Here is a 21,186-nt window from a genome sequence, read left to right as displayed (position 1 = left end):
CTAGCCCGTAAAGATAAGGTTTTAGCCGTGGCTATCCGAACCGTTATTTTTTTGCCGGTCCTTTCTCCCGGACGGCCTTGAATTCGGAGCCGGGTTTCCAGCCGGGAAAGGTCGATTCGTTGCTCAGTCGGTAGCCCACATCAAACAACAGTTGCATGTCTTCAAGAATTCCCGACAGATCCCAGGACGACGAATACTCGTCCGAAGGTGCATGATAGCGGTTCAGGTTGTATTCTTCCAGTTGCGCCCGGCCCCAGGCTTCGCCGTTTTTGACGGAATTGACCCCGGTTTTCAGATACAGCGCCGGAACACCCACTTTGGCAAAATTGAAGTGATCGGAGCGGAAATAGCTGCCCGCCGACGGATTAAAGTCACCCCGAATGGTCCGGCCCTGCTTGCTGGCGGCAGCCGCGGCATAGTCTTCCAGATCAGACTGCCCCCGCCCGACGATGACCACATCTTTGGTCCGCCCCACCGGATGAAACGCATCCATGTTGATGTTGGCAACGGTTTTATTCAGCGGAAAAACCGGGTGCGTCGCGTAATATTCCGAGCCCAACAACCCCTGTTCCTCGGCCGTTACGGCCAGAAACAGAATGGAACGCGACGGTTTCTTTTTCAACTTGACAAACGTTTCGGCCAGTTCGAGCAAAGCTGCCGTGCCCGACGCGTTGTCGGAAGCCCCGTTGTAAATGGAATCGCCTTTGATGGCTTCTCCTTTGCCCAGATGGTCCCAATGGGAGCTGTAAATGATGTATTCATTCCGCCGATCCGTGCCGGGTAGCAGCGCCAGCACGTTCTTGGAAGTTGATTTGGTAATCTGGTTGGTAATCACCAGCGAGGTTTTAACGCCCAGCGGCACGGCTTTGAAACCGCGCGTTCCCGCTTCCCGAAACAGTTCGGGCGAAACACCCGCCAGCTTAAACAAATTTTTGGCCGCATCCAGCGTAATCCAGCCCTCCATTACGGCTTTTGAGCGGTTGCCGTCGGCAGTCTGTAAATACAGTTTTGATTTTGAAAAGCTGCTGCGAATCACCGACCAGCCATAACTGGCCGCTTTTGATTCGTGAACAATCAGAACACCAGCGGCCCCCTGACGGGCGGCTTCCTCGTACTTGTAGGTCCAGCGGCCATAATACGTCATCGTATTGCCTTTGAACAGGGTGCTGTCTATCAGACCCGGATCGTTAACCATCACCACTACGGTTTTGCCCTTCACATCAAGACCGGCGTAGTCGTTCCAGTTGTACTCGGGTGCCACAATACCGTATCCCACAAATACCAGTTCTGAATCCGTGATTTTTACCTGATCCTGCACGTGCGGAGTAGTAGCCACAAAATCCGTCAGGTTTGTGAGCGAAACCGTACCGTTTTGGCCTTTCAAAACCAGTGGTCCCGCCGGTTGAGAGGCAATCGTTACCATCGGAACATCCTGAAAATAGCTTTTGCCGTTGCCCGGTTTCAGGCCCATTTTCTGAAATTCCGATTTCAGGTACTGAACGGTTTTCTCCTCTCCTACCGTACCCGGTTTGCGGCCCTCAAACTCGTCGGAAGCCAGCACCTGAATATGTTTGACAAAGGCTTTGCCGTCGATGGCAGCGCTATCAGCGGTGGCAAAGGCATACGTTCCGGCGAACAACAAAAAGCCGCTTAGAGCAAGAAAACGATAAAGCATATCCGTACCTACAGACGTTCTTCCGTGCTGGTTTGTTTAACACCTGGTTAAAACCGGACCCGGTCGCGAAAACCGGGTCCGTGGGTACGTAAATATACGCTTAAAAATCATTCTCGCCCGGTGTTTCATCCCGCTCACGATCCTGATCGCGTTCTTTTTCGCGGACCACCTGCTTGCTTAGGCGGTAACTGAAACCGATGAAACCGATGCGGCTTTCGCGTTTGCTGCGGCTGGTGGCGACAAAGTTGGTTCCAAAGCTTTCATTCCGGAATTGCAGCGTGTTGAAGATGTCGCTGACGCGGAGACTAACCGTGCCGCGCCCTTTCAGCACACTCTGTTTCACACCCAGATCGACGTTAAAGAAGCCGTTGATCGTTCCCTGCGCCACAATGAACGGTGATCGGTAATTCGCTGCGATCTGAATATCCGTTCCTTTTCTGGGGTTCATGTTGGAGGTTACTCGGGCGGTCCAGCTACGGTTGGTGCGGGTCAGAATGCCCGGTACGTCGGCGCTGGCCTGAATGTTGCGCTGGAAAAACGAGAAATTACCGTTGACTTTCCACCAGCGCGTAAGATCCTGTGTCAGCACCAGTTCCAAACCGTAGTTCTGCGAGCGGTTCAGGTTTAATGACGTTTGCTCGGTGATGCCGTCGGGACGTAGGGTCCGATAACTGGTGATTTCGTTATTGGTCTGGCGGTAGAACAGCGAAGAAGTCAACGTTGTGTTTTTTCCGTACAGCAGGTGGCTGATCTCAAAGGAATGGATCAGTTCCGGGTTCAGGTTTGGGTTCCCGTACCGGATATTCAGCGGGTCCGAGAGGTCGATAAAGGGGTTCAGCGACCAAGTGGAGGGCCGGTTGATCCGACGGCTGTAATTGATCTGCATTTTCTGCGCTTCGCTGGCGTTGTAGTTCAGGAAAACGCTCGGAAAGAGGTACAAGTAGTCACGCTGACTCTGCACATTGGTCGTTCGCTGGTCGGTTTCAATACTGGTGTATTCGGTCCGTAAACCCACCTGGTAACTAAACTTCCGGATTTCGTTGCCAAAGTTGGCGTAAGCTGCACTGGTTCGCTCGTTGTAGATAAAGTTATTGGTAACATCCGGATTGATGGTCCAGTTGCCATTGATCAGGTTTTCAAACAGGTAATCGGAGCCCAGCCGCCGATAGGTGTGTTTCAGACCGGCTTCCAGTTTCTTTTTGTCTTTCATCGGCTCCACAAAATCCAGTTGCAGCACCGCCACCCGGTTGTTACGACCGTTATCCGCCCGCTGCTGTCCGATCAGAAAACTGGGCGCTAACAGGTTTTCGGGCAGATTGCTTGTGTTGTTAAAATTCTGGTATTCAGTGCTTCGGTTGTTGGACAAGGTGGCATCAAACGAAAGCTCACGGCCCTGCTTGTCAAATGTCCGCCGGTATCCGAAGGAGTAATCGAGTCCACGTTCCGGTTCGGTTTCTTCGGTGGTCCGAATGGTTTGGCCCAGGGAAACACGGTTTGCATTCTGGGTATTAAATACTTCCACTTCCGTATCACGGCTGTATTCCGGCCGGTAGAGAATGGAAGCCGTAATGTTATCGCGGGCCGATAAGGAGTAATCAAAACCAAAGCGAAGGTTGTTGTTGACGCGCCGACGAATGGCGTCATTGCGTTGCGACAGGTAGCTTATCGAATCCTCGAAGATGTTCTGCCGGTCTGAAATCCGGTATTGAAACCGGCGGTCTGCCCGGAAGTTGTAGCTGCTGAAAAGATTCAGCTTCTTAAACCGTGAGTTCAGGTTGATTGACGCGTTGTATTTGTCGCGGGTTCCAACGTTGAGCTGTACGTTGCCGTTGAAGCCCGGTCCGCGTTCTTTTTTCAGGACAATGTTGATAATCCCGGCAGCTCCGTCGGCATCAAACCGCGACGACGGGTTGGTGATCATCTCAATACGTTCAATGTTGCTGGCCGGAATCTGGTCCAGAATTGCCTGCCGGTCCAGACCCGTCAGGCCCGATGGTTTTCCGTCCACCAGCACAATCACGTTGCTGCTACCGCGTAAGCTTAAGGTACCGTCCACATCCACCGTTACCGACGGAACGTTTTGCAGAATATCGATGGCCGAGCCACCCTGCGCAATAGGTAGTTGATCGACATTGACAATTTTTCGGTCAAGTGAATATTCGTACGCCTGTTTCTGGCCCTGAACGGTTACTTCCTGAAGTTGTTTGGCCGTTTCGGTCAAAATAATATTGCCCAGATCAACAATTGGCCGATCATCGCTGACCACAATGCGTGGTAGCCGTTTGGCCGCAAAACCCAGGCTCTGAATCAGAATGTAGTAAGCGTCCGGTGCCAGATTCGTAATCTGAAAAAATCCTTTTTCATCCGTTAAGGCACCCGTTACCGAACTCGAATCGCGCGAGCGAAACAGACCGATGCTGGCAAATTCGACGGGTTGGTTTTTTCCGGCTTGCGGTGTTACCAGCCTTCCGCTGATTTTTCCGGTACCTACAACGGGTTGTACGTTGCCGGTATTGGCCTGACGGTTTCCGGGAGCGCTGCTTGCTGGAGTTGAGGTTGTGCTGGCTGGCAGTGCCGGTCGGGCAACGGGCGGAGTGTTCAGCGAACCAACGGTATCGGGGCGGTCGGCTACGTTATACTGGGTTGTATCCGGGCGGGTGGGTGCCGCCGGTTGGGTCGTGTCGGCTTCCAGACCGATTCCTTCAATCATGGCGTTGGAAACCGGGGTTGGTTGCTGGGCATGGACAGTACTTAGCACAAACGCACCTACACAAATCATTAAAAAAGTAACCAAATATGTTTTCATAATGGGAAAGGCTAAATTGCATTGAGCTAATAAGGACAGACTACTTTTTAAATTTACTTCAAACGCTACTTTCGGCGTTATAGACCGTTTTCGGCGGCATTTCTGCGCAAATCAGACAGCTTTTGTCTTTTTTTGCTGGAAGAAGCCCCGTTTTTGATCTGGTTTTACGCTGGTAGAGCTATAAATAAAAAAGCCCGTCAGCGTTCAACCGACGGGCTTTATATTGTATAACAGGATGTTAGACCAAATTGTTTTTAACTAAATACTCGGCAATCTGAACGGCATTGGTAGCGGCTCCTTTGCGCAGGTTATCAGCAACGATCCACAGGTTAAGGGCGTTCGGCTGGCTTTCATCCCGGCGAATCCGTCCGACAAATACCTCGTCTTTTCCGTGAGCCGTCAGCGGCATCGGATACACATAATTTTTGGGATCATCCTGGACAACTACCCCTTCTGCTTCTCCCAGAAGCGTCACGACATCGCTCACCTGATAATCGTTCTCGAACTCCACGTTCACTGCTTCCGAGTGACCGCCAATCGTGGGAATCCGCACGGTGGTGGCCGTTACCTGAATGGAGTCATCGCCCATGATCTTCTTGGTTTCGTTCACCATCTTCATTTCCTCTTTCGTGTAGCCGTTGTCCAGAAAGACGTCGATATGCGGCAATACGTTCAGGTCAATGGGGTGCGGGTATACCTTCTCGGTAGATTGATCGCCCGAGCGTTCGGCAAACAGTTGATCAACGGCGGCTTTCCCCGTTCCGGTCACGGATTGGTAGGTTGAAACAACCACGCGTTTGATACCGTATTTCTTGTGCAGCGGATTCAGCACCACAACCATCTGAATGGTTGAACAGTTGGGGTTGGCAATGATTTTATCTTCCTGCGTCAGCGTGTTGGCATTGATTTCCGGCACCACCAGTTTCTTGGTGGGGTCCATCCGCCAGGCCGAAGAGTTGTCGATAACCGTAATACCGGCTTCGGCGAACTGCGGGGCCAGTTTGAGCGACGTACTGCCACCCGCCGAAAAAATCGCAATAGCGGGTTTGGCCGCGATGGCATCCTCGAAGCTCACGACCGTAACCTGTTTACCCTTAAACGTAATCTGTTTACCTACCGAGCGTTCTGACGCGACAGGAATCAGTTCCGTTACCGGGAAGTTACGTTCTTCGAGCACTTTCAGGATTTCGCCGCCGACCAGGCCGGTTGCTCCTACTACTGCAATTTTCATTTTGTCCAACTAATTAAGTGAAACTGTTCTTAAAAATTGGGTGCAAAAATACGCAGAAATGCGGATAGAAAGGAAAAAGCCCTCTAAAAATTGCTGGATAATTCACTCATTCTCAAAACCGCGCGATGGCCCCGTAACCAGAACCGCTCTATCAACTTGGGAAATGAATTAACCCCCTTACCAGAAGTTCGTGTATAAAACCGCCAGCACCGTCAGAATAACAACCGAGCCTGCGATAAACGAAGGGGTTACGTGGAACATTTTTTTATCAATATCCAGCCCTTTGTCGTGCTGATGGCTGGCCGGGTCGGTTAGCGTAACCACAACCATCAGGGCAATATCGAGGCAGAATACCCACATCGTGCGGTGCAGAAACGGTATTTCGGCAGCCTGAATGCCAACTACATCCATTACTTCCGGCCAGAATTTGAGCAGAACCGAAAGCGGAATGCTGAGAATAGCCGCTGTCAAAGCCGCCCGGGTGGTTGTACGTTTCCAGAAAAAACCCAGAAGAAAAATAGCAAAGACGCCCGGCGAAACGAAGTTCGTATACTCCTGAATGTACTGATACACCTGATCGAAAGACCGCAGCATCGGCGCAATTACAATGGCGATGGCAAACGCGACCACCACAGCATACCGCCCCACGCGCACCAGCTTCTGTTCCGACGCGTTCTGATCGAAGAATTTCTTGTAAATGTCGAGCGTAAAAATCGTGGAAATACTGTTGCACTTGCCCGCCAGGGAGGCTACGACAGCCGCCGTTAAAGCCGCAAAAGCCAGCCCTTTCATGCCCGTCGGCAGCAGATTCATCAAAACCGGATAAGCATTGTCGGGCCGAACCGCGCCGTTGCTGCCGGTCATGGCTTCCTGAAACGTACCATTCTGGTAGAGGACATAAGCCGCAATACCCGGAATAACGACGATGAGCGGAATCAGCAGTTTCAGAAAAGCCGCGAAAAGAATACCGCTCCGGGCCGTTTTCAGATCCGCGCCCAGCGCCCGCTGCACGATGTACTGGTTGCAACCCCAGTACGAGAGGTTATTAACCCACATTCCACCCGTTACCAACGCCATGCCCGGCAGGGTGTAATAATGCGGATGTCCTTCGGGAAAATACATATGGAAATGCGAATCGGCCTGGGTACGGAGCGATAATAACCCGTTCCAGACACCGTCCAAACCAAGTTTATCCGCGACCAGTTGTAAAGCCAGATACGTAACAACCAGGCCCCCACATACCAGAACAACTACTTGAATCACATCCGTATAGCCGATGACTTTCATGCCGCCCAGCGTAATTAAAATGGCAAAAAGCGCCAGGCCGATGGTGCAGGTCGTAAACGAAATACCGGCCAGCGATTCAATGGCGATAGCGCCCAGGTATAGAATTGACGTGAGGTTAACCAGCACATACACCACCAGCCAGAAAATGGCCAGAATCGTGCTGACGGTATCGTTATAACGCTGCGCCAGAAACTGCGGCATGGTGTAGATGTGGTTGCGCAGGTAAATCGGAATGAAATACACGGCTACGATGATGAGTGTTGCAGCCGCTATCCACTCGTACGAAGAAATGGCCAGCCCCATGGCAAAACCCGACCCGGCCATGCCAATGAAGTGTTCGGCGGAGATGTTCGATGCAATCAGCGAGGCACCGATGGCCCACCAGGTCAGCGACCCTTCGGCCAGAAAAAAGTCTTTGGTATTCGTTTCAGTAGTCTTTCGACGGCGGTAAATCCAATAACCATAACCAGAAACAACAATAAAATAAAGCAGGAACACCGCATAATCAGCGGGTTGGAGGTGGTTCATTCGGGTGCGTGATTTAGGCTAAAAGAACGCCAAAATAGAATTATTTCCATTCCTATTCAAATGTAGCCCGCTGTTGTTACATCAAAATGATAGACAAGCCCAAAGGGTTTGACTATTGATAACCCCGGGTTACAATCCTTGCATGAGATATACCCCCTGACTACCTGCCAGCGCCCTCGATAGACGGCGGCAAGCCCCGGGTGTAACCCGGGGTTATCTACATATAGTGAGCAGTCGTTACGGTGATGGGGAGCCTGCCGCCGTCTGAAGCGGTTGAGGAACGGGTGGATAAATAACCTCGCACGGATAACCAAAGAGGCAATTGTCTTTGATGATCTTGGCAACGCCTTCGGGTACCATAGCCTCCCATCCGTCTTCGCCCGCTTTGACCATTTGCAAAACGCGATCGGTCGAAATATGCAGGTTCTCTTCGTTGTAATCGGTAATGTCATCAATTTTATCGTTGGCGATGAGGTATTGATACAACGGTTGCAGATTGGGCGCCAATTGAAAATCCTGACATTTGTAAATAATGCCATCGGACATCAGCGTCGGATAAACAAACAATTTGACTTTCCGGCTGAACAGCGTGGCAAACGATTCCAGAATGCCGCCGGGCAGATTTTTGTAATGCTGTTCCTCAAAAATGTATTCCAGATTCGGAATGCCCAGAATCAGGCCGATCTTCAGACGCGTCAGACGAGATAGATAAGCCACCAGCCGGTAATACTCCAGAAAGCTCGAAATCATCACCGTTTGCCCCAGCGAACACAGAATATCAACGCGGTCGAGAAAGTCTTTTTCGTCAATACCGTGATCGACGTTGGCCGCCAGATTATGAAGCGTGAGTTCGGCAATGGTAACAACCCGGGTCGGATCAATATCCGGTTCTTCCAGAAACTGCTTGTAGCCGTTACTGAGTATGTCCATGTGCACGTTGGTTACGGGCCGCAACCGTCCGCGCAGCAGCAGAATATGGCGTTTGTAGAGCGCTTCGGAGGGTTGCAGTACCTTCCCGTCCGGGCCGAACAGGGCGGCATTCGTGAAACCGTTTCGAACCAAGTACAAACTCATCAACCGGTTATCCACATTCGTGAAATCCGGCCCGTCGAAACGGATCATATCAATTTCAATCCGCTCCGGCGACAGATCATCCATCAGCGACAGCAGCAGTGTTTCCGGCGATTTATAGTAGTAATAACAGCCGTAAATCAGATTGACGCCGATGATGCCGAGGGCCTGCTGTTGCAGCACATTCTCGTTATCGCGCATCCGGACGTGGATGATCACATCGTTGTAGGGCGCTTTCGGCTCCAGTTGAAACCGTAGCCCAATCCAGCCGTGTGCTTCGTTGGTTTTCTGGTAGTTGAGGGCCACAACGGTATTGGCAAAAGCAAAAAACGTGGTCGTTTCACCACGTTGTTCGGCCAGCCGTTTTTCCATCAGGCTATATTCTTTATTGAGCATTTTGATCAGCCGCGATTCGACTACGTAACGGCCACTTTCTTCGGGGCCATAAATCGCGTCGCTGAACGTCATATCATAGGCCGACATGGTTTTGGCAATGGTGCCCGATGCGCCCCCGGCTTTGAAAAACATCGCTGCCGTTTCCTGCCCGGCCCCAATTTCAGCAAAGGAGCCGTAGATCCTCCGGTCAAGGTTGATCCGTAGCGCTTTTTGTTTGGTTCCAATTGTTTTGTCGTACATAGGTTGATGAGTGTCCTGGTCGGACGTAGGGCCAGACTACTTTTGGTTTAAATTTACAAATATCATCCGAAAAAAGCCTACCAAATGCCTACTTCCCCAACACCGGTTACCTATCTTTTTGTTTACGGAACGCTGCTAAATGCGTCAGAAAAGCCTATGGCTCAGTATCTCCGGCAGCATAGCCAGTTAATCGGAGCGGGTCGTTTTCCGGGGCGGTTATACGATCTTGGTGAGTATCCCGGGGCGGTTTATGACCGGAATGCCGACGGTTTGGTGCATGGCGAACTCTATACATTTTCGGAAGTTGCTGTCGCCGGATTGCTGAATGTGCTCGATGAATACGAAGGTGACGAATACCGCCGGGCTGTGGTGCCGGTACAAACGGGAAACGGTTTGATCGATTGCTGGACGTATCTTCTTATACAACCGACGGCTGCCTGGCCGGTCATTGCCTCAGGCCGATATACTGGATAGGGTTTAAAAACAAAAAACCGTCAGCCAGGGACGGTTTTTTGTTTTTGAATGAGCAGTCTGGTTAGTATAAAGTAATCTTACTCCGCTCAATGAACATATTGCTGCCACCGGCCCGGCGTTGTACGGATGAGCCGATTGTCGGCAATTTCGGTCCGCGCTCAGCCGAAAGCCGTGCGGTTCCGCTGCCCGTAATCTGGGCCACAGCCGTAGCCAGATAGGTTTCTTCTAGATCACCCAGCGATTTGACTTGCAGCGGTTCGCTTTTTTCAATGGTCGGAACAAATCCCGTTGAATAATCCGACTGGTTGAGCGCGTTGAACGACTTGAAAACGATGGGCTGCATACCCCATTTGATTTTGCCCGTTTCATCTTCAATCGTGATCGACCCTACGTTTTTACCGTACGTGGTTTCGCCAATGGTAATGACCGGCATAAACGGTTTCAACCCGTTAATAATCAGCTCGCTGGCCGAGGCCGTTCCGCCCGAAGTCAGGACGTAAACCCGCGACAGATTATTGCCAATATTTTGGGGTTTGCTTTCAAAATGAGTTACCAGTTCACCGGTTTGGCCCGCCCGCTTGATTTCATCCATGATGTTCTTGTTGTATTCCATCCGGTAGTACGTTTTGGTATTGTCAATGCCTTTACCAATCATACTTGCCAGCTTGACCGATGAGGACACGTAACCGCCCGGGTTATACCGCAAGTCGAGCACCAACTCGTTGACACCCTGCGCTTTGAACTTACTGAAAATCTGCTCCAGCTTCTGGTCGTAAATGGGGGTTTTACTACCGTTCGGGCCGGGAATAAACTGGTTATAGACCAGATACCCGATCTTTTTGCTACCGATGGTGTAAACCGAATCCAGCAACACCGGGTTTTGCTGAAAGACGGCGGCTATAGCCGTTTTCACAAGCTGGGTATCCACAATTTTGCCGTTTTCCACTTCTCCTAGACCATACCTGAATGTCGTTGGCGTGGTGGCCAGTGACGCGTAGTTGCTGGTGGTTAATTTCTGACCGTTAACGGAGGTAATGATGTCGCCCCGCTTCAAACCGGCCTGGGCTGCCGGAGAGCCGGGCAGCACGTACAACACCTGCATGATCACATCCGTCGAACCCTGTGCCCGGAGGTAGTATTTAACTTCCAGTCCCGTGGTTTTCTCTTCTCCGCTTAACGATGATTTCAGTTCGTCCACGTTTTCCTGAATCCACGAAAAACGGTCGCGTTCGGGGTTCGCTTCCTTGTTGTAATCGTACAGAAGCGAGTAGAAAAAGGGTGCGGGGGCCAGCGTGGTATCCGGATTGGCCGGAATCTGATCCGCCCAATAATACACATCCCGCATGTTTTCCAGAATCCAATTATTGACCGATTGCGATTGATCGGTCTTCGAAGGGGTACTCGTAACAGGCGCGTCGGGCGTAATAGACGGGTCTTTGGTGCAGCCTGTCATTCCAAAAATAACTCCTACCGCCACTATCCAGGCAAAATACCGTATGTTCACAGAAAGTCGTTAATTATAGGTTTGTAATTCCTATAATTAACGAATTCCGGATTCTTTTAGTTTATACCGATCGCCCTAATAGGCTACGTATAATCCTACTTTTAATGATTTAATATAAATTTAATCCGAAGATCAGGCTTTAAAGATGGCATCCATTTTTTCCCGAATGGTCAGTAACCGGGTCCGGTCTCCGCCATTTACCTCGGCTGACGCCCAGCCGGAATAACCAATTTTCCGAAGTGCATTGTTGACCTCCGGCCAGTTGCAATCTCCCTCCAGAAATTCGACATTAAATCCTTTCCAGAGTCCCTCCTCCTGCTGTTTCTTAAGGCTGAACTCCTTAAGGTCCAGTTTCAGAATCCGCTTGCCGAGGGTTTCAATCCAGTGGGCGGGCCAGCCATACCGCAGGATGTTCCCTACGTCAAAATACCAGCCCACCATCGGGTGCTTGAACTCATCGACAAACCGTGCGGCCTCCAGCGGACTAATCAAAAAGCTGTTCCAGACGTTTTCAAACGCAATTTTTACCCCGGTTTTTTCGGCTACTGGCAGCAGTTTCCGGATTTCGTCCCGGCACCGTTTGTAAGCATCTTCGTAACTCACATCGGCTTTTACTACGCCCGGAACCAGCAAGACCGTCGTGCCGCCGTACTGTTTGGTATCCTGCAACGATTTTTTCATCGCGTCCACGGTAGCCGCCCGCACCTTCGGATCGGGGTCCGACAACGGGGATTTCCAGTGGAACGAATTGACCGTACCCGGCAATTCCAGACCGGTTTTGTCGCGGGCGTTCAGAACCTCTTTCATGTCGAGGTCGTTGGGCGTATCCAGTTCTACCCCATCATAACCCAGGTCCTTCAAGAGCTTGAATTTATCAAGTATCGACAAATCCTCCTTCACCATACCCCATTTCAGGCTTTTTTTGACCATAGGCTGGGCAATGGCGGGTTTAACGGGCGGATTTACAAACGGTTTGGTAAGGTTCGGCAGTGATTCAACAGCCGCAAAGCCGCCCATAGCGGCCAGCGAGCCGTTTTTCAGAAATTCTCTACGTTGCATGGGTTTTAGGAGAAAGTAGTAATACCGGGTCTGGCGACTTCCACGATGGGGGGCGTCATTTCAAAACTATACGTGTCGGGTCCTAATTTCTCGGTGGAGTTCATGGCCTCGTCCCACGTGATTCGTCTTCCGGTATAAGCAGCCATTCGTCCCATAATTCCTAACAGTGTACTTTTGGCCATGTATTCACCCTGGTTAATCGGCTCTCCCTTCCGAATGGCGGCAAATAATTCGTCATGTTCGGTTTGATACATGTCGTTGGCCGCTCCCGAGTATTTCCATTTTTTACGCCCGGTGATTTCGTGAATGTTCCGGGATACGTTGGCCACAGCCCGGCCTTTGCTGCCCAGGGCTTCGCACATATAGCTGCCCTCGCAGTTGACCTGCTGACGGCTGAAGTGGAACCCTTTGGCACCATCTTCGTATTCGTAGGTAATGGCAAAGTGGTCGTAAATATTCCCGTACTTCGGCTCGGTACGAACCTGCCGGCCACCGGTTCCGGATGCGGAGAGGGGCTGTTTATCACCAAAGGCCCACGCCATCATATCGACGCTGTGAATGGCCTGCTCCACCAGGTGGTCGCCCGACAGCCAGGTGTAGTAATACCAGTTCCGGAATACATATTCCGCATCGCTCCATTCCGGTTTGCGGGGGTGCGACCAGACCGTGCCGGTGTTATAGGTATTGTAGACGGTAAGGACATCCCCAATTGCGCCATCCTGAATTTTATTAAAGATGGCCCGCTTTGGCTCATGAAACCGCCAGCAGAAGCCCGACAGCAGCGAAATTTTCTTTTCCTTGGCAATTTTGGCTGCTTCCAGCACCTTGCGTACACCGGGCGCATCAACAGCCATCGGTTTTTCGCAGAAAACGTGCTTGCCTGCCTGAACGGTCGCCATCAGGTGCTCGGGCCGAAAATGGGGTGGCGTGGCCAGAATGACAACGTCTACGCCCGAATCCAGCACTTTTTTGTAGGCGTCAAAACCAATGAATTTATGCTCTTCGTCAACCTTGACCTTGTCGCCGTGAATTTTCTTTAAATTGGTTAACGAGTCCTCAAGCTTGTCTTTAAAGATATCGCCAACGGCGTGTAAAACGACATTTGGATCGGCTTTTAATGCCTGAGCAGCCGCACCCGAACCCCGGCCACCACAACCGACCAGCCCCACCTTAAGGGTATCGCTGTTGATTCCGGCGAAGGAACGCTGCGGATGTAAAATCGTTACAGAGGGCAAAATGCTGCTGGCCAACGCCATACCAGTCATTTTCAGAACGTCTCGACGGGAAGTACTCATATCAGAAATCAGAAATGGAGGGTTAGGTATTACTATTCGGAATTCCAAGATTTCGCCCTAAATATAGTCAGTATTAGCGGTAAAGCCAAAATTTTGTATGGTTTTGGGACGCGGTTGCTTGTCTGGCCAGATGCGTTAGCGGCTCTTTTTGCCGGTTTCAGTGCCCTCAAAACAAAAAGCCCCCGATCAGCGATCTGGGGGCTTTTATCAGACAGACGAACGTTACTTATCTTTCTTGGCGGTTTCTTTACCCCAGCTCACCTTAAATTTACCGTCGGTGATGGTGATTTCGCCAGTGCCTTCGGAGCGTTTGGTGTTATCGTGGTCATGCGGTCCGGACTTGGTCAGCATACCGCCACCAGCCGCCGTTATGGCTTTATCTTCCAGGTTCTGCCGCAGTCCGAAGCCGGAAACCGTCGCCAGCGCCCGTTTTTTATAATTCACTTCTTTCAGCGTGGCCTCAAACGTGCCTTCAATGCTGTTATCCGTTACGCTGGTGATGGTTACCGTCCCTTTCCACGATTCGCCATCGCGGAACGCATGGCCCAGTCCTTTTGATTCTTCCGTATAATCTACAAACGCCCACATCACGTTGCCGTTGGCTGCTTTTGCCTTTTTATCCATTTCGCGGTCGTTTTCCGCAATGACTTCATACGTGCCGGGTTTCAGCTGATCCACATAGACAAAGCGAATCCAGGTTTGCACATCCGGATTTACGTTCATACCGGCAATGGCCAGGTACTTGACACCCGTAAACGGCAGATTTAAGCGTTGGGCTTTGGCCTGCCATTCTTTCCCGTTAATTTTGGCAGAAACCGTATTTTCCGGCGTTTGGGCGTACGTCAATACACTCCAGCCGAGCGCAAGGATAAGGGTGAAGATCTTTTTCATGGGTGATTCAATTAGTTGTTGTTACAATCCGGATAAACATACGTGAAACGGTACGAAACTGGGTAACCGTTTACGAAAATGCCGTTGACAAAAGTAGATTACATCAATCGGTTCAGGTTGCGAAACCGTTCTGTATTGCTATTTTATCGAGTTAAAACCGCTCTTTTACCGTATGAAACTGCTTTGGCTTCTTCTGTTTCCGTCCGTTTTATTTGCTCAGTGGCAACCCCAGACCAGCGGTACCGACGCTAATTTTCGGGCCGTCAGCGCGGTTAGCCGGAAGGTGGTCTGGGTCGGGGGAAGCAAAGGCACGTTTGTCCGCACGACCGATGGCGGTAAAACCTGGCAGGCCGGAACCGTACCAGGCGCCGAAACCTGTGATTTCCGCGATGTTCAGGCGTTCAGTGCAACCGAAGCGATCCTGATGGCAGCCGGACCCGCTGAAAAAGGACAGGCCCGGCTTTACCGGACCAGCAACGGCGGCAAAACCTGGAAACTGATCTACCAAACCGGCCAGAACGGGGTGTTTTTCGATTCGATGGATTTCTGGAATCGCTGGGAAGGCATGGTGTTCAGCGATCCGGTTGGGGGAACCTGGTATGTCATGACCACCACAAATGGCGGCAAAACCTGGAAACGGGTTTCGCCGGACCGACTTCCGCCCCTGCAACCGGGTGAAGCCGCTTTTGCCGCCAGCGGAACAAGCCTGATTACGCGGGGGTATAAGTGGCGGACCCATAATTACCAGCGGGCCTGGATTGCTTCGGGCGGAACAGGCAAGGGGCGGATTTATTCGACTCCGTCGATTGACGGCAACTGGCAGGTAACCGAAACGACCATTCCAGCCGGTCCTACTGCCGGAATTTTCGGGCTGTGGTTCGATGCCACGGGCGAAAAGGGCATGGCTGTCGGTGGAGACTATAAAAACGAAAAAGCAGACTGGGCGAATGTTGCCGTAACAACCGACGCAGGCAAGACCTGGACAGCCGGAACGCCAACCAACCCGCCCGGTCTGAAAGAAGGCGTCGGACGGCTGACCAGCAAACGGCTTATTGTCGTAGGCCCATCCGGAACCGGTTATACCGACGATTTTGGCAAAACCTGGACGAAAATTGACGACTCCGCTTTTCACGCTATTTCCTGCGAGAGCGGTCGGTGCTGGGCCGTTGGTGCGAAGGGGGCTATTGCAATGATGGAAGAATAAAGGAGGGCTCTTTAAATTGTCCCATATCTGCTTATTTTATCGCAATTTTTCGCCCATTTCTTCAACAGTATGCTTGCATAATACCTATTAAAAATTGTAGCTTTACAGTCCTTACTCTTTTAGAAGGACTTATACGGCAATGAAGAAGGAGAAAACCGTCGACTTTCACATTAAAACGGGTTGGCACGCTATTTCGCGCATGTACAACGCCTACGCGGCCCGTTACGATATGACGATGGCAATTGGTTATGTGCTGTTGAATATCGACCTCGAGCAGGGAACCCCGGCTACTAAAATTGGCCCCTTGCTGGGCATGGAACCCCGTAGTCTGGTTCGGATGCTGAAAAGCCTGGAAGAGCGCGGCTGGATTCGGCGGGTTGTGGACGAAAACGACAAACGGTTTGTCCGGATTTTTTTAACGGATGCCGGCAAAGAAAAGCGCGAACTGGCCCGTGAAGGCGTTATTCAGTTCAATAACGTGATTCGGGAAAATATTCCACTCGATAAACTGGTCATCTTCTTCGAAGTCATGAAAGAAATCAATCGGCTGGTAGAAGACGAAAACGCCAAACTGAAAGCCAATGCTATCGACGAATTATTGATAAAGTAACCCCTGTACAGACGTTCCCAAACGCCATGCAAACAACCCTTTCAAAACCATACGCAGAAGGCCGGTCTTCGGCCACCAGAAACCGTAGCATTCGACGGGTCGCCGTTTTAGGCTCCGGGATTATGGGCTCACGCATTGCCGCCCATTTTGCCAACATCGGCGTCGACGTTTTGCTGCTCGATATTGTTCCGAACGCACTGACACCCGCCGAAGAAGCCAAAGGACTGACGCTCGACAAACCCGCCGTTCGTAATCGAATTGTGAACGATGCTTTTCAGAATCTCCTGAAAGCCAGCCCGGCGGCTCTGTACAGCCCGAAATTTGCCAGTCGGATTACGCTCGGCAACTTCGATGATAATCTGCAAGACATTGGCAAATACGACTGGGTGATTGAGGTGGTGGTGGAACGGCTGGACATCAAACGGTCGCTGTACGAACGGGTTGAACAATACCGCAAGCCGGGAACACTGATTACGTCGAACACGTCCGGTATTCCGATGCACCTGCTGACCGAAGGCCGGAGCGAAGACTTCCGGCAGAATTTCTGCGGAACGCACTTTTTTAACCCGCCCCGTTACCTGCGGCTGCTCGAAATCATTCCCGGTCCGGATACCGACCCGGCCATCGTCGATTTCCTGATGAAGTACGGCGATCTGTACCTGGGAAAAACAACGGTTTTGTGCAAGGATACGCCCGCGTTCATTGCCAACCGGCTCGGTATTTACGCCATGATTCAGACCATCCGTGTGGCCGAAGAAATGGGCCTGACGGTGGAGGAAGTTGATAAACTGACCGGTCCGGTGGTGGGTCGCCCGAAATCGGGAACGTTCCGGCTGTCGGATGTGGTCGGTCTGGATACGACGGTCAATGTGGCTACCAACCTGTTGAAAGTACTGACCAATGATGAGTCGAAAGACGGTTTTCAGCTGCCATCGGTGATGCAGAAACTGATGGAAAACAAGTGGCTGGGCGATAAGACCGGGCAGGGTTTTTACAAAAAAATCAAGGATGAAAAAGGCCAGTCGGTGATTCTGGCGCTCGATCTGAAAACGTTCGAATATAAACCGTCGCAGAAGGTCAAGTTTGCCACGCTGGAAGGCACCAAAAGCATCGATAACCTGAAGAAACGGTTTTCGGTCCTGCTGGCGGGCCAGGATCAGGCCGGAGAGTTTTACCGCAAAACCTTCGCCGACCAGTTCCGCTACGCCAGTTACCGGATTCCCGAAGTGGCCGATGAGCTCTACCGCATCGATGCCGCTATTACCGCCGGTTTCGGCTGGCAATTGGGCCTGTTCGAAACCTGGGATGCCATCGGACTGCGGAAAGGGATTGAATTGATCGAGTCGATGGGTGAGAAACCGGCGCCCTGGGTGTACGAAATGCTGGAAGCCGGTTTTGAGAGTTTTTATAAAGTAGAAGGTGGGGTTCGGAAATATTATGACATTCCGACGAAGAGCTACAAGGCCATTCCGGGTACCGAGCAGTTTATTCTGCTGGAAAATTTCCGGGGGGACGGTCCCTCCAACAATATTGTCTGGAAAAATGCCGGTGCGGTGCTGTACGACTTGGGCGACGGTATTCTGAACCTGGAGTTCCGGAGCAAGATGAACACGATGGGCGCCGAGGTGATCGAAGGCATCAACAAGGCTATCAGCATCGGGGAAAAAGAGTTTCGCGGTCTGGTGATCGGCAACGAGTCGGCGGAAGCCTTCTCGGCGGGTGCCAACTTGGCGACGCTGTTCATGTTTGCCATCGAGCAGGAATTTGACGAGATCAACTTGATGATTGCACAGTTCCAGCAGACCATGATGCGGGCGCGGTATTCGTCGATTCCGGTAGTGGGCGCTCCGCATTCGCTGGCGCTCGGTGGCGGCTGTGAACTGAATCTGCACTGCGACCGGGTGGTGGCGCATTCGGAGTTATACATGGGTCTGGTCGAAGTCGGCGTTGGACTGATTCCGGCGGGGGGCGGCACGAAAGAGATGGCGGCCCGCGCTAGCGACCTTTACCAAACCGGCGACCCGGAGCTGAATATTCTGCAAAGCATTTTCATGAACATTGCCACGGCGAAGGTGTCGACTTCGGCGCAGGAAGCCCGCGAGATGAATTACCTGCTGCCCACGGCCCAGATTGTGCTGAACCGCAGCCGCCTGCTGGCCGAAGCCAAACAAGTTGCCATCGAACTAGCTGAAAATGGTTACACGCAACCGAAACCGCGCAAGGATATCAAGGTACAGGGAAAAACCGGGATTGCCTTGTTCAAAGCCGGTATTACGGCCATGCGTATGGGCCGCTACATTTCCGAACACGACCAGAAAATTGCTGAAAAGCTAGCCTATGTCATTTGTGGGGGGGACCTGAGTACCCCGCAAACCGTGAGCGAGCAATACCTGATAGACCTGGAACGCGAAGCCTTTCTGTCACTGACTGGGGAAAGAAAAACGCTGGAGCGGATGCAAGGATTGTTGAACGGCGGTAAACCGCCGAGAAATTAGGTTTAGACGATCGTTTAAGCAGCTATGCATAAGCCTTATCAAGAACTGCTTGGACATCCGCCTGATTTTGAGGTGACGTACCGCTTGTTCACGGAGGAGGAAGGAGGTCGTCAAACTCTGGCTTTTCAAGGCATCCGGTGGAATTTTCTGTATGAAGAATTTTCAACAGAGACTTTCATGATTTGGCCGGAGTTTTTGGATAAAAATGGCGTTATTCTCTTGGAGGAGCTTGAGCCTATTTATCCATACGGAATAGCAATCATGTGGATCGTAAGTCCAGAATTACGACGAACTGTTCATCAGCAACGTATTAAAGTTGGTACAAGAGGCTATTTTATGGAAGGTTCAAGAAAAGTTGGGGTTTGTGAAGTAACACAAATCCTGGGACTACTGACGAATTCGATAAAGTAGGTGTAATTTATTTTGTCGAGAAAAGGTATTGATCCAAACCAATAACCTTATTATACAATGAATCTAAAGCTCGATCGAACCGCTTTTTATATGGGAACCCATGAACAGACTGAGCAGTACCATGCTGAATGTCAGTCGGAAATGCCAGAAGAAAAGCTTCGGAACGCGATTAAACAGCATAGCTTTTCGGGTTGACATCAATACTCGCCCCGGCTGGATCGAATGGTATTTTCAACCAGAAAACACAATTGAAAGCCGCTTTCTTCTTCGGGGTAAACGGCTTTACTATGACAATCCGTTTAGAACGGCAATTGAAATGACAATACTATGAAAACACAATTCATCACCGACGATAAAGGCAACAAAGTTGGCGTTATTTTATCCATCAAAGACTATGAAAAATTGATGGATGAACTAGATGAAGCCCATACGGTTCGTATGTATGATAAGGCAAAAGCCGAAAAATTAACCTTTCGCCCGTTTGAGGACGCCTTAAAAGAGATTGAACAAAAGAGAGCTAAAAGCCGTGTATCAACTGCAAATCAGTAATCGCGTAACGAAAGCTCTTGAGAAATTACCGGATGAAGTTTATATCCGGCTAAGGGAGGCAATAAAAGCTTTAGCCGATAATCCGCGGCCTTCTGGTTGTAAAAAACTAAAAGGCCGGAAAGGTTATCGTATTCGAGTGGGTGACTATCGTGTAGTGTACGAAATCAATGACGGTATATTAGTTGTATTGATCATTGACGTAGGACACCGCCGGGAAATTTATGATTAACTCTATTTAATTGACAAGAACCCCAATTTTAACATGGACGCATACATCGTAGCTGGATATAGAACCGCCGTCGGGAAGGCTCCCCGAGGAGGACTCCGACTGACCCGCCCGGACGATATGGCGGCAGAGGTCATTAAACATTTGCTGGCGCAGGTACCGAATTTCGACCCCGCCCGCGTGGATGACCTGATCGTCGGCAATGCCGTGCCGGAAGCCGAACAGGGTATGCAGATCGCCCGGTATGTGGCGCTGCTGTCGCTGCCGAACAGCGTGCCGGGCATGACCATCAACCGGTATTGCGGGTCGGGCCTGGAAGCCATCGCTATTGCGTCGGCCAAAATCCACGCCGGGCTGGCCGACTGCATCATTGCCGGGGGAACCGAGTCGATGTCGCTGGTGCCGGTGATGGGCTGGAAAACCGCCCTGAATTTTGAAATCGCGCAGAAAAACCCGGATTACTACATCGGCATGGGCCTGACCGCCGAGCAGGTGGCCGAGCAGTTCAAAATTAGCCGGGAAGCGCAGGATCAGTTTGCTTATGAATCGCACCAGAAAGCCTTGGCAGCTCAGGCAGCCGGCAAATTCGACGGTGAAATTGTGCCGATTACCGTAAAAGAAACCTATTTCGACGCCGATGCGGGCAAGAAGAAAACCCGCGAATGGGCCGTCAGTAAAGACGAAGGACCGCGCGCCGATACGAGTGCCGAAGCATTGACGAAGCTGAAACCGGTGTTTGCCGCGGGTGGCTCGGTCACGGCCGGTAACTCCTCGCAAACCTCCGACGGCGCGGCTTTTGTTATTGTTATGTCCGAAAAACTGGTGAACGAACTGGGACTGAAACCGAAAGCCCGCATGATGTCGTACGCGGCTGCCGGGGTCGAACCGCGCATTATGGGCATTGGGCCCGTCAATGCCATTCCGCTGGCGCTGAAAAAAGCCGGTTTGAAGCAGGATGACATTGATCAGATTGAATTGAACGAAGCCTTTGCCGCGCAATCGCTGGCGGTTATTCAGGAACTTGGGCTGGATCGCACCAAGGTAAATCCGAACGGCGGAGCCATTGCGCTGGGCCATGCGCTGGGCTCAACCGGAGCGCGGTTATCAGTGCAGTTGATGAACGAAATGGAGCGCCGGAATCAGAAGTATGGTATGGTAACGGCCTGCGTCGGTGGCGGGCAGGGCGTCGCCGGAGTTTTCGAACGGCTTTAATCAGAAGGGAACCACAACGGTT

Annotated in this window: 17 protein-coding genes; 8 read left to right on the top strand and 9 right to left on the bottom strand. The window is 51.3% G+C overall.

The annotated features are described in order from the left end of the window. Window positions 1-43: 43 nt before the first annotated feature. The 5 genes from LX87_RS15645 to LX87_RS15625 form a co-directional block, all read right to left on the bottom strand. A complete protein-coding gene (locus LX87_RS15645) occupies window positions 44-1,675 on the bottom strand; it encodes a M28 family metallopeptidase (RefSeq protein ID WP_111629150.1) in 1,632 nt (543 codons plus the stop codon). Window positions 1,676-1,775: 100 nt separating this feature from the next. Next, complete coding sequence (locus LX87_RS15640; RefSeq protein ID WP_229310678.1) at window positions 1,776-4,481, bottom strand: TonB-dependent receptor; 2,706 nt, start codon at window positions 4,479-4,481, stop codon at window positions 1,776-1,778. A gap of 238 nt (window positions 4,482-4,719) precedes the next feature. Then, a complete protein-coding gene (locus tag LX87_RS15635; protein WP_111629148.1) occupies window positions 4,720-5,712 on the bottom strand; it encodes an aspartate-semialdehyde dehydrogenase in 993 nt (330 codons plus the stop codon). 177 nt (window positions 5,713-5,889) lie between these two features. Then, window positions 5,890-7,527 (bottom strand): sodium/sugar symporter, encoded by a 1,638-nt coding sequence (locus LX87_RS15630; RefSeq protein WP_111629147.1) that lies wholly within the window; start codon window positions 7,525-7,527, stop codon window positions 5,890-5,892. A 237-nt stretch (window positions 7,528-7,764) separates the two neighbouring features. After that, on the bottom strand, window positions 7,765-9,234 hold the full coding sequence (locus LX87_RS15625; RefSeq protein WP_111629146.1) for a TonB-dependent receptor: 1,470 nt from the start codon (window positions 9,232-9,234) through the stop codon (window positions 7,765-7,767). An 84-nt stretch (window positions 9,235-9,318) separates the two neighbouring features. Here LX87_RS15625 and LX87_RS15620 point away from each other — a divergent pair, with 84 nt between their 5' ends. After that, on the top strand, window positions 9,319-9,708 hold the full coding sequence (locus tag LX87_RS15620; RefSeq protein ID WP_111629145.1) for a gamma-glutamylcyclotransferase family protein: 390 nt from the start codon (window positions 9,319-9,321) through the stop codon (window positions 9,706-9,708). A gap of 61 nt (window positions 9,709-9,769) precedes the next feature. Here LX87_RS15620 and LX87_RS15615 read toward each other — a convergent pair whose 3' ends face one another. The 4 genes from LX87_RS15615 to LX87_RS15600 all read right to left on the bottom strand — a co-directional run bounded on the left by LX87_RS15615 (window position 9,770) and on the right by LX87_RS15600 (window position 14,457). Beyond that, window positions 9,770-11,212: a S41 family peptidase gene (locus LX87_RS15615; RefSeq protein ID WP_229310676.1), complete on the bottom strand. Its 1,443-nt coding sequence runs from the start codon at window positions 11,210-11,212 to the stop codon at window positions 9,770-9,772. A 132-nt stretch (window positions 11,213-11,344) separates the two neighbouring features. After that, window positions 11,345-12,271 carry a sugar phosphate isomerase/epimerase family protein gene (locus LX87_RS15610; protein ID WP_111629144.1) on the bottom strand — a complete coding sequence of 309 codons (927 nt, stop codon included), beginning with the start codon at window positions 12,269-12,271 and terminating at the stop codon, window positions 11,345-11,347. A 5-nt stretch (window positions 12,272-12,276) separates the two neighbouring features. Next, entirely contained in the window at window positions 12,277-13,566 is a 1,290-nt protein-coding gene (locus LX87_RS15605) for a Gfo/Idh/MocA family protein (protein WP_229310675.1), read from the bottom strand. A gap of 222 nt (window positions 13,567-13,788) precedes the next feature. Then, complete coding sequence (locus tag LX87_RS15600; RefSeq protein WP_111629143.1) at window positions 13,789-14,457, bottom strand: hypothetical protein; 669 nt, start codon at window positions 14,455-14,457, stop codon at window positions 13,789-13,791. 172 nt (window positions 14,458-14,629) lie between these two features. Between LX87_RS15600 and LX87_RS15595 the strand changes: the two genes are divergently transcribed. From LX87_RS15595 to LX87_RS15565, 7 genes are all read left to right on the top strand, one after another. Next, complete coding sequence (locus LX87_RS15595) at window positions 14,630-15,661, top strand: WD40/YVTN/BNR-like repeat-containing protein (protein ID WP_111629142.1); 1,032 nt, start codon at window positions 14,630-14,632, stop codon at window positions 15,659-15,661. Window positions 15,662-15,800: 139 nt separating this feature from the next. Then, complete coding sequence (locus LX87_RS15590; RefSeq protein WP_111629141.1) at window positions 15,801-16,271, top strand: MarR family winged helix-turn-helix transcriptional regulator; 471 nt, start codon at window positions 15,801-15,803, stop codon at window positions 16,269-16,271. Between the two features lie 26 nt (window positions 16,272-16,297). Next, a complete protein-coding gene (locus LX87_RS15585) occupies window positions 16,298-18,766 on the top strand; it encodes a 3-hydroxyacyl-CoA dehydrogenase/enoyl-CoA hydratase family protein (RefSeq protein WP_111629140.1) in 2,469 nt (822 codons plus the stop codon). Window positions 18,767-18,790: 24 nt separating this feature from the next. Further along, on the top strand, window positions 18,791-19,177 hold the full coding sequence (locus LX87_RS15580) for a hypothetical protein (protein ID WP_111629139.1): 387 nt from the start codon (window positions 18,791-18,793) through the stop codon (window positions 19,175-19,177). A 327-nt stretch (window positions 19,178-19,504) separates the two neighbouring features. After that, the gene (locus LX87_RS15575) at window positions 19,505-19,726 is read left to right on the top strand and encodes a hypothetical protein (protein ID WP_111629138.1); all 222 of its coding nucleotides are present in this window, start codon (window positions 19,505-19,507) and stop codon (window positions 19,724-19,726) included. Then, window positions 19,704-19,955 (top strand): type II toxin-antitoxin system RelE family toxin, encoded by a 252-nt coding sequence (locus LX87_RS15570; protein WP_111629137.1) that lies wholly within the window; start codon window positions 19,704-19,706, stop codon window positions 19,953-19,955. Before LX87_RS15575 ends, LX87_RS15570 begins: the two co-directional genes overlap by 23 nt. A 33-nt stretch (window positions 19,956-19,988) precedes the next feature. Next, window positions 19,989-21,164 (top strand): acetyl-CoA C-acyltransferase, encoded by a 1,176-nt coding sequence (locus tag LX87_RS15565; RefSeq protein WP_111629136.1) that lies wholly within the window; start codon window positions 19,989-19,991, stop codon window positions 21,162-21,164. Window positions 21,165-21,186: the final 22 nt, after the last annotated feature.

The organism is Larkinella arboricola (assembly GCF_003259745.1).
In the GTDB taxonomy this organism is placed as follows: Bacteria; Bacteroidota; Bacteroidia; order Cytophagales; family Spirosomataceae; genus Larkinella; species Larkinella arboricola.
The sequence above is the reverse complement of the archived record's forward strand: the minus strand, read 5'-3'. Positions and strand labels throughout refer to the sequence as shown.

What these genes read in the sequence shown, in the direction of transcription:
- LX87_RS15620 (WP_111629145.1), top strand. Translation starts at nt 9,319, where the DNA reads ATGCCTACTTCCCCAACACCGGTTACCTATCTTTTTGTTTACGGAACG.
- LX87_RS15595 (WP_111629142.1), top strand. Translation starts at nt 14,630, where the DNA reads ATGAAACTGCTTTGGCTTCTTCTGTTTCCGTCCGTTTTATTTGCTCAG.
- LX87_RS15645 (WP_111629150.1), bottom strand. Translation starts at nt 1,675, where the DNA reads ATGCTTTATCGTTTTCTTGCTCTAAGCGGCTTTTTGTTGTTCGCCGGA.
- LX87_RS15630 (WP_111629147.1), bottom strand. Translation starts at nt 7,527, where the DNA reads ATGAACCACCTCCAACCCGCTGATTATGCGGTGTTCCTGCTTTATTTT.
- LX87_RS15590 (WP_111629141.1), top strand. Translation starts at nt 15,801, where the DNA reads ATGAAGAAGGAGAAAACCGTCGACTTTCACATTAAAACGGGTTGGCAC.
- LX87_RS15585 (WP_111629140.1), top strand. Translation starts at nt 16,298, where the DNA reads ATGCAAACAACCCTTTCAAAACCATACGCAGAAGGCCGGTCTTCGGCC.
- LX87_RS15600 (WP_111629143.1), bottom strand. Translation starts at nt 14,457, where the DNA reads ATGAAAAAGATCTTCACCCTTATCCTTGCGCTCGGCTGGAGTGTATTG.
- LX87_RS15575 (WP_111629138.1), top strand. Translation starts at nt 19,505, where the DNA reads ATGAAAACACAATTCATCACCGACGATAAAGGCAACAAAGTTGGCGTT.
- LX87_RS15625 (WP_111629146.1), bottom strand. Translation starts at nt 9,234, where the DNA reads ATGTACGACAAAACAATTGGAACCAAACAAAAAGCGCTACGGATCAAC.
- LX87_RS15640 (WP_229310678.1), bottom strand. Translation starts at nt 4,481, where the DNA reads ATGAAAACATATTTGGTTACTTTTTTAATGATTTGTGTAGGTGCGTTT.
- LX87_RS15565 (WP_111629136.1), top strand. Translation starts at nt 19,989, where the DNA reads ATGGACGCATACATCGTAGCTGGATATAGAACCGCCGTCGGGAAGGCT.
- LX87_RS15635 (WP_111629148.1), bottom strand. Translation starts at nt 5,712, where the DNA reads ATGAAAATTGCAGTAGTAGGAGCAACCGGCCTGGTCGGCGGCGAAATC.
- LX87_RS15605 (WP_229310675.1), bottom strand. Translation starts at nt 13,566, where the DNA reads ATGAGTACTTCCCGTCGAGACGTTCTGAAAATGACTGGTATGGCGTTG.
- LX87_RS15580 (WP_111629139.1), top strand. Translation starts at nt 18,791, where the DNA reads ATGCATAAGCCTTATCAAGAACTGCTTGGACATCCGCCTGATTTTGAG.
- LX87_RS15610 (WP_111629144.1), bottom strand. Translation starts at nt 12,271, where the DNA reads ATGCAACGTAGAGAATTTCTGAAAAACGGCTCGCTGGCCGCTATGGGC.